General features: G+C 38.5%; 9 protein-coding genes and 2 pseudogenes. 5 read left to right on the top strand and 6 right to left on the bottom strand.

Annotated elements, in window-relative coordinates; genetic code table 11:
* The coding region (locus L977_RS25130; RefSeq protein WP_001466727.1) for a hypothetical protein at positions 1-114 on the top strand (114 nt) is incomplete at its 5' end.
* A 30-nt stretch (positions 115-144) separates the two neighbouring features.
* On the opposite strand, the pseudogene L977_RS22135 reads toward L977_RS25130, so the two are convergent.
* Positions 145-540: pseudogene (locus tag L977_RS22135) on the bottom strand (helix-turn-helix domain-containing protein); the annotation flags it as partial.
* Positions 541-627: 87 nt separating this feature from the next.
* Between L977_RS22135 and tetC the strand changes: the two are divergent.
* Complete coding sequence (gene tetC, locus L977_RS22130) at positions 628-1221, top strand: tetracyline resistance-associated transcriptional repressor TetC (RefSeq protein ID WP_000428546.1); 594 nt, start codon at positions 628-630, stop codon at positions 1219-1221.
* A 112-nt stretch (positions 1222-1333) separates the two neighbouring features.
* Here tetC and tet(B) read toward each other — a convergent pair whose 3' ends face one another.
* The gene (tet(B), locus tag L977_RS22125; protein ID WP_001089072.1) at positions 1334-2539 is read right to left on the bottom strand and encodes a tetracycline efflux MFS transporter Tet(B); all 1206 of its coding nucleotides are present in this window, start codon (positions 2537-2539) and stop codon (positions 1334-1336) included.
* Positions 2540-2620: 81 nt separating this feature from the next.
* Between tet(B) and tetR(B) the strand changes: the two genes are divergently transcribed.
* Complete coding sequence (gene tetR(B), locus L977_RS22120; RefSeq protein WP_000088605.1) at positions 2621-3244, top strand: tetracycline resistance transcriptional repressor TetR(B); 624 nt, start codon at positions 2621-2623, stop codon at positions 3242-3244.
* Here tetR(B) and L977_RS24185 read toward each other — a convergent pair.
* From L977_RS24185 to L977_RS24180, 3 genes are read right to left on the bottom strand one after another with little or no spacing between them, the layout of a single operon-like run.
* Positions 3222-3908, bottom strand: coding sequence for an ArsR/SmtB family transcription factor (locus tag L977_RS24185; RefSeq protein ID WP_001284954.1), 687 nt, complete (start codon positions 3906-3908; stop codon positions 3222-3224). The two genes, tetR(B) and L977_RS24185, sit on opposite strands and share 23 nt — an antisense overlap.
* Before the next feature lie 7 nt (positions 3909-3915).
* Complete coding sequence (locus L977_RS22115) at positions 3916-4302, bottom strand: hypothetical protein (RefSeq protein ID WP_000460651.1); 387 nt, start codon at positions 4300-4302, stop codon at positions 3916-3918.
* Entirely contained in the window at positions 4295-4615 is a 321-nt protein-coding gene (locus tag L977_RS24180) for an antibiotic biosynthesis monooxygenase family protein (protein ID WP_000562370.1), read from the bottom strand. Before L977_RS24180 ends, L977_RS22115 begins: the two co-directional genes overlap by 8 nt.
* Before the next feature lie 443 nt (positions 4616-5058).
* On the opposite strand from L977_RS24180, the gene gltS reads away from it, so the two are divergent.
* Complete coding sequence (gene gltS, locus L977_RS22110; protein ID WP_000599533.1) at positions 5059-6264, top strand: sodium/glutamate symporter; 1206 nt, start codon at positions 5059-5061, stop codon at positions 6262-6264.
* Positions 6265-6494: 230 nt separating this feature from the next.
* A pseudogene (locus L977_RS24175) lies at positions 6495-6614 on the top strand (LysR family transcriptional regulator); the annotation flags it as partial.
* 15 nt (positions 6615-6629) lie between these two features.
* Here the strand turns inward: L977_RS24175 and L977_RS25125 are convergent.
* The coding region (locus L977_RS25125; RefSeq protein WP_032187951.1) for a hypothetical protein at positions 6630-6743 on the bottom strand (114 nt) is incomplete at its 5' end.

Genomic DNA, 6743 nt, shown 5'->3' with positions numbered 1-6743 from the left:
ATGGAAGTTTTGCGGCATTCTGGCTACACAATAACAAGGGAAGACTTACTCGTGGCTGCAACCCTACTAGCTCAAAATTTATTCACACATGGTTACGCTTTGGGGAAATTATGAGGGGATCTCTCAGTGCATTGCCTCCAATTCCCATAATTTATTACGCCGATAATAACTTGGTGTAACCTTAAAAATGTACTTAAATCGACGTGTAAAAGATTGTTGGGAATCAAATTGATATTTTAATGCGATCTCAAGGATAGTTTTTTTCGTCAACCTCAACTCAACAGCCGCTTTCGTCAAACGACGAGCACGAATATAGCTAGCCAGTGTGACCCCTGTTACTTTTTTGAACAGCCGCTGAAAATACCACTTGGTATAACCCGCTTTATTCGCCACATCATCAAGCAGTAAAGACTGATCTAAATTATGTTCAATCCATAATAGAACATCTTTGATAACCGTTGTATGAAACTGCTTATCATCATATCTTAATTGGATGTTATTAGCTTTATTTTGATAGCGAGAATGCTGTTCAATATACATAAAATAACCTAAATGTTCTTAAGATTGTCACGACCACATCATCATGATACCATAAACATACTGACGGTATGTTATTTTAAATCTATCATGGAAAATAAAAATCATCAACAAGAAAATTTTAAGAGTACCTATCAATCACTGGTTAACTCAGCACGAATATTGTTTGTTGAAAAAGGCTATCAAGCTGTTTCAATAGATGAGATCTCGGGAAAAGCGTTGGTGACCAAAGGTGCCTTTTATCATCACTTTAAAAATAAAAAACAATTACTCAGTGCCTGTTATAAGCAGCAATTAATTATGATTGATGCCTACATCACAACAAAAACTGATTTAACAAATGGTTGGTCTGCCTTAGAAAGTATATTTGAACATTATCTTGATTATATTATTGATAATAATAAAAACCTTATCCCTATCCAAGAAGTGATGCCTATCATTGGTTGGAATGAACTTGAAAAAATTAGCCTTGAATACATTACTGGTAAGGTAAACGCCATTGTCAGCAAATTGATCCAAGAGAACCAACTTAAAGCTTATGATGATGATGTGCTTAAAAACTTACTCAATGGCTGGTTTATGCATATCGCAATACATGCGAAAAACCTAAAAGAGCTTGCCGATAAAAAAGGCCAATTTATTGCTATTTACCGCGGCTTTTTATTGAGCTTGAAAGATAAATAAAATAGATAGGTTTTATTTGAAGCTAAATCTTCTTTATCGTAAAAAATGCCCTCTTGGGTTATCAAGAGGGTCATTATATTTCGCGGAATAACATCATTTGGTGACGAAATAACTAAGCACTTGTCTCCTGTTTACTCCCCTGAGCTTGAGGGGTTAACATGAAGGTCATCGATAGCAGGATAATAATACAGTAAAACGCTAAACCAATAATCCAAATCCAGCCATCCCAAATTGGTAGTGAATGATTATAAATAACAGCAAACAGTAATGGGCCAATAACACCGGTTGCATTGGTAAGGCTCACCAATAATCCCTGTAAAGCACCTTGCTGATGACTCTTTGTTTGGATAGACATCACTCCCTGTAATGCAGGTAAAGCGATCCCACCACCAGCCAATAAAATTAAAACAGGGAAAACTAACCAACCTTCAGATATAAACGCTAAAAAGGCAAATGCACTACTATCTGCAATAAATCCGAGCAGTACTGCCGTTTTTTCGCCCCATTTAGTGGCTATTCTTCCTGCCACAAAGGCTTGGAATACTGAGTGTAAAAGACCAAGACCCGCTAATGAAAAGCCAACCATCATGCTATTCCATCCAAAACGATTTTCGGTAAATAGCACCCACACCGTTGCGGGAATTTGGCCTATCAATTGCGCTGAAAAATAAATAATCAACAAAATGGGCATCGTTTTAAATAAAGTGATGTATACCGAATTCGATTGCGTCTCAACCCCTACTTCGGTATCTGTATTATCACGTGTATTTTTGGTTTCACGGAACCAAAACATAACCACAAGGAAAGTGACAATATTTAGCAACGCAGCGATAAAAAAGGGACTATGCGGTGAAATCTCTCCTGCAAAACCACCAATAATAGGCCCCGCTATTAAACCAAGCCCAAAACTTGCCCCTAACCAACCGAACCACTTCACGCGTTGAGAAGCTGAGGTGGTATCGGCAATGACCGATGCCGCGACAGCCCCAGTAGCTCCTGTGATCCCTGAAAGCAAACGGCCTAAATACAGCATCCAAAGCGCACTTGAAAAAGCCAGCAATAAGTAATCCAGCGATGCGCCTATTAATGACAACAACAGCACTGGGCGCCGACCAAATCGGTCAGACATTTTTCCAAGCCAAGGAGCAAAGATAACCTGCATTAACGCATAAAGTGCAAGCAATACGCCAAAGTGGTTAGCGATATCTTCCGAAGCAATAAATTCACGTAATAACGTTGGCAAGACTGGCATGATAAGGCCAATCCCCATGGCATCGAGTAACGTAATTACCAATGCGATCTTTGTCGAACTATTCATTTCACTTTTCTCTATCACTGATAGGGAGTGGTAAAATAACTCTATCAATGATAGAGTGTCAACAAAAATTAGGAATTAATGATGTCTAGATTAGATAAAAGTAAAGTGATTAACAGCGCATTAGAGCTGCTTAATGAGGTCGGAATCGAAGGTTTAACAACCCGTAAACTCGCCCAGAAGCTAGGTGTAGAGCAGCCTACATTGTATTGGCATGTAAAAAATAAGCGGGCTTTGCTCGACGCCTTAGCCATTGAGATGTTAGATAGGCACCATACTCACTTTTGCCCTTTAGAAGGGGAAAGCTGGCAAGATTTTTTACGTAATAACGCTAAAAGTTTTAGATGTGCTTTACTAAGTCATCGCGATGGAGCAAAAGTACATTTAGGTACACGGCCTACAGAAAAACAGTATGAAACTCTCGAAAATCAATTAGCCTTTTTATGCCAACAAGGTTTTTCACTAGAGAATGCATTATATGCACTCAGCGCTGTGGGGCATTTTACTTTAGGTTGCGTATTGGAAGATCAAGAGCATCAAGTCGCTAAAGAAGAAAGGGAAACACCTACTACTGATAGTATGCCGCCATTATTACGACAAGCTATCGAATTATTTGATCACCAAGGTGCAGAGCCAGCCTTCTTATTCGGCCTTGAATTGATCATATGCGGATTAGAAAAACAACTTAAATGTGAAAGTGGGTCTTAAAAGCAGCATAACCTTTTTCCGTGATGGTAACTTCACGGTAACCAAGATGTCGAGTTAACCACCCTTTAGATTCATAAAGCGAAAATAATGCGGCTCCAACGTACCCACCTAAATGGAAACGGCGTTCACTCCAATCTAAACACGCACAACAGATTTTACGTGAATGTTTGGAAGGAACGTCAATTCCCATTTCATGAAAATATTGAATACCACTTAATGTGATCATTGAACCATTTTCAGTGATCCATTGCTGTTGACAAAGGGAATCATAGATCTTAACGGCAACTTCGCCAGCTAAATGATCATAGCAAGTACGTGCTTTTCGTAAATGCACTGGCGTGGAAACTTTGGCATGTACGCCATGGTTTAAGGAGATCCCCATCATACTTTCCATCAATTCAGCAATATCTTTTCCTGCTAGCCGAAAATAACGATGCTTGCCTTGAGCTACTACTGTGATTAGCTGGCAATCTAATAATTTAGATAAATGACTGCTCGCCGTTGAAGCTGATATATTCGCCACAGAACTTAGCTCAGTGGCCGTCCAAGCTCGCCCATCCATCAAAGCACTGAGTATTTTAACTCGTGAAATGTCAGACATAGCCGCCCCTATCGCGGCTATTGAGGACTCAAAGGTAACCTCTTTTCGTATTAAATTAGCCATCGCAAGTTCACTTTATTGCCCAAGGGAGCGTAACAGATGCAGCCATACTATCATTGTCCGTTATTAATATCAGTTGGTTAGCATGGTCACTGTATTGCACTAAAATATTAATGTTATTCTCCGCCAATACTCGTGCTATTTCGCCAAGTTCCCCCGGTTTTTCCTGTTTTAACTTACGAATTAATGGTGTCCGGATCGCAAGTACTAACAGTCCAGCTTGCTCTAGCGCTATTTTAGCTTCCTTTCCTTGTTCAACAAGAAAATGAGCATGGCATTCATCACCAACCGTAAATATCCCTCCCCCTTCCAATCCAATACCTTTATTACCTAATGTTTTTCCTAGTAATGCTAATTGTCCTATTTGATTATCTAAAACAACGTGAACATCAAACATTATCCTTGTCCTTTTTAAATGAATATTCGCGAGTAATATGAGCAATACTAATTTTGTAAAAATCAAATATTGACTCTCGCCCTTCTTGTTGAGCTTTCGCATGTAAAACATGATTTTTCCATTGCAGAACTGCGTATTCGTTTTCCCACCAAGATAGCGATAACATTTTTCCTTCTGTAGCTAGACTTTGAAAACGTTCAATTGAAATAAAACCAGCTACATGACTTAATAGTGGTCTTAACTCCTCAGCTAAAGTCAAATAGCGAGTTTGTTGGTCGGGTTGTATTTGCACCTCAAATATTACAGCAATCATATTTTTCTCCGTTATTAATCAACAAACAGAGTAATCCACCCGAAAATTAACACTTCGATAAGCAACGAAATATAGAAAGGTCATGCTGCTGTTTTATGTTGTATATCACACTTCTTTAAATTGCTCGGCCTGCGCTTATCATGTTCTCCTTCTCTTATAATTTTGTTTATTATTTATACTTTTTTATTTTTTGCTATCACCGAAAATAGTGCGGATCCCGCATGGTATTTAGGTTTACCCATCATTAAATACCATTGTTGTTATTTTAATCTTTTTAATATTTCATGATTAAGATCACACTAAAATTATGACCCTATTAACTAAAAGTTATGGATACCCTAATAAAACTCATTGTTAAAGATTAGTTAACCAAAGTAACTTCATTTTTCACTATTGTTAAATTGTTATAGTGAAAATTCTGGTAAACTAATAGAGGTAAAAAAATGATCCTAGATGCCAGTTATACATTATTAGTCGCATGTATCGCGCTACTCATAGGAATGTTTGTCGTAAAATTTACCCCGTTCCTACAAAAAAACCACATACCAGAAGCCGTCGTTGGTGGCTTTATTGTTGCAATTGTTCTGTTAATTATTGATAAAACATCAGGTTATTCGTTTACTTTTGATGCTTCATTGCAAAGTTTATTAATGCTCACATTCTTTTCCTCTATCGGGCTAAGTTCTGACTTTTCTCGACTGATTAAAGGAGGAAAGCCGTTAGTTCTATTAACTATTGCAGTAACGATCCTAATCGCCATTCAAAATACTGTCGGCATGAGTATGGCTGTCATGATGAATGAAAGTCCATTTATTGGCTTAATTGCAGGTTCAATTACTCTAACAGGTGGTCATGGTAATGCCGGAGCATGGGGCCCTATTCTCGCTGATAAATATGGTGTAACAGGCGCCGTTGAATTAGCGATGGCTTGTGCAACACTTGGATTAGTGTTGGGTGGTTTAGTTGGCGGCCCTGTTGCCCGTCATCTTTTGAAAAAGGTCTCTATTCCTAAAACAACCGAGCAAGAGCGCGACACTATCGTTGAAGCTTTTGAGCAACCAAGCGTCAAAAGAAAAATCAATGCAAATAACGTTATTGAAACCATTTCAATGCTGATTATCTGTATTGTTGTTGGTGGCTATATCAGTGCATTGTTTAAAGATACTTTTCTGCAACTGCCTACTTTTGTCTGGTGTTTATTTGTCGGTATTATTATCCGTAATACACTGACTCATGTATTTAAACACGAAGTGTTTGAGCCGACCGTCGATGTATTAGGTAGCGTTGCTTTATCGCTTTTCTTGGCAATGGCGTTAATGTCATTAAAATTTGGTCAATTGGCAAGCATGGCAGGGCCAGTATTAATTATCATTGCTGTACAAACTGTTGTCATGGTGCTATTTGCCTGCTTTGTCACCTTCAAAATGATGGGCAAAGATTATGATGCTGTCGTGATCAGCGCGGGTCACTGTGGCTTTGGTATGGGAGCAACACCAACAGCAATTGCGAATATGCAAACAGTCACAAAAGCATTTGGACCATCACATAAAGCTTTCCTTGTCGTTCCTATGGTCGGTGCCTTTATTGTTGATATTTCAAACAGTATCTTAATTAAAATATTTATTGAAATTGGTACATACTTTACCTAATAGCTACACACTACTCGGCGTACTTCTCCTAACAATTTATTATAGGGCAGTATGCCGAGCCGCTTTCTTACCCCGTATATTCCCCTAGTCAATCTATTTAGCTTGCACGTTTACGAATTAATTCTCGTGACAACTAAACCAAAATTTGAATTATGACGAGTATATCTGATTATTTATACTTTATTCGTTAGAATAGTCCGTAGAAATAAATAATCAGTAGGCTACATGGAATGAAATTAAGACATCTCGATATCTTTTATGCTGTAATGACTTGTGGTTCCTTAACGCGTGCGGCTGAAGTTTTACATATTTCTCAACCCGCGGCGAGTAAAGCACTCAAACATGCTGAGCACTGAGAGATCCCCTCATAATTTCCCCAAAACGTAACCATGTGTGAATAGATTTTGAGTAAGCAGGGTTGCAGCCACGAGTGAGTCTTCCCTTGTTATTGTGTAGCCAGAATGCCGCAAAACTTCCAT

This window comes from Enterobacter sp. ZOR0014, from assembly GCF_000798855.1.
In the GTDB taxonomy this organism is placed as follows: domain Bacteria; phylum Pseudomonadota; class Gammaproteobacteria; order Enterobacterales; family Enterobacteriaceae; genus Enterobacter; species Enterobacter kobei.
Note: the sequence above shows the minus strand (reverse complement) of the source record. Positions and strands in the feature narration are given on the sequence as shown.

Bases quoted from the DNA above. Each gene is read 5' to 3' on its own strand.
- gltS (WP_000599533.1), top strand. From the start codon at position 5,059: ATGATCCTAGATGCCAGTTATACATTATTAGTCGCATGTATCGCGCTA.
- L977_RS22115 (WP_000460651.1), bottom strand. From the start codon at position 4,302: ATGTTTGATGTTCACGTTGTTTTAGATAATCAAATAGGACAATTAGCA.
- tetC (WP_000428546.1), top strand. From the start codon at position 628: ATGGAAAATAAAAATCATCAACAAGAAAATTTTAAGAGTACCTATCAA.
- L977_RS24180 (WP_000562370.1), bottom strand. From the start codon at position 4,615: ATGATTGCTGTAATATTTGAGGTGCAAATACAACCCGACCAACAAACT.
- L977_RS24185 (WP_001284954.1), bottom strand. From the start codon at position 3,908: ATGGCTAATTTAATACGAAAAGAGGTTACCTTTGAGTCCTCAATAGCC.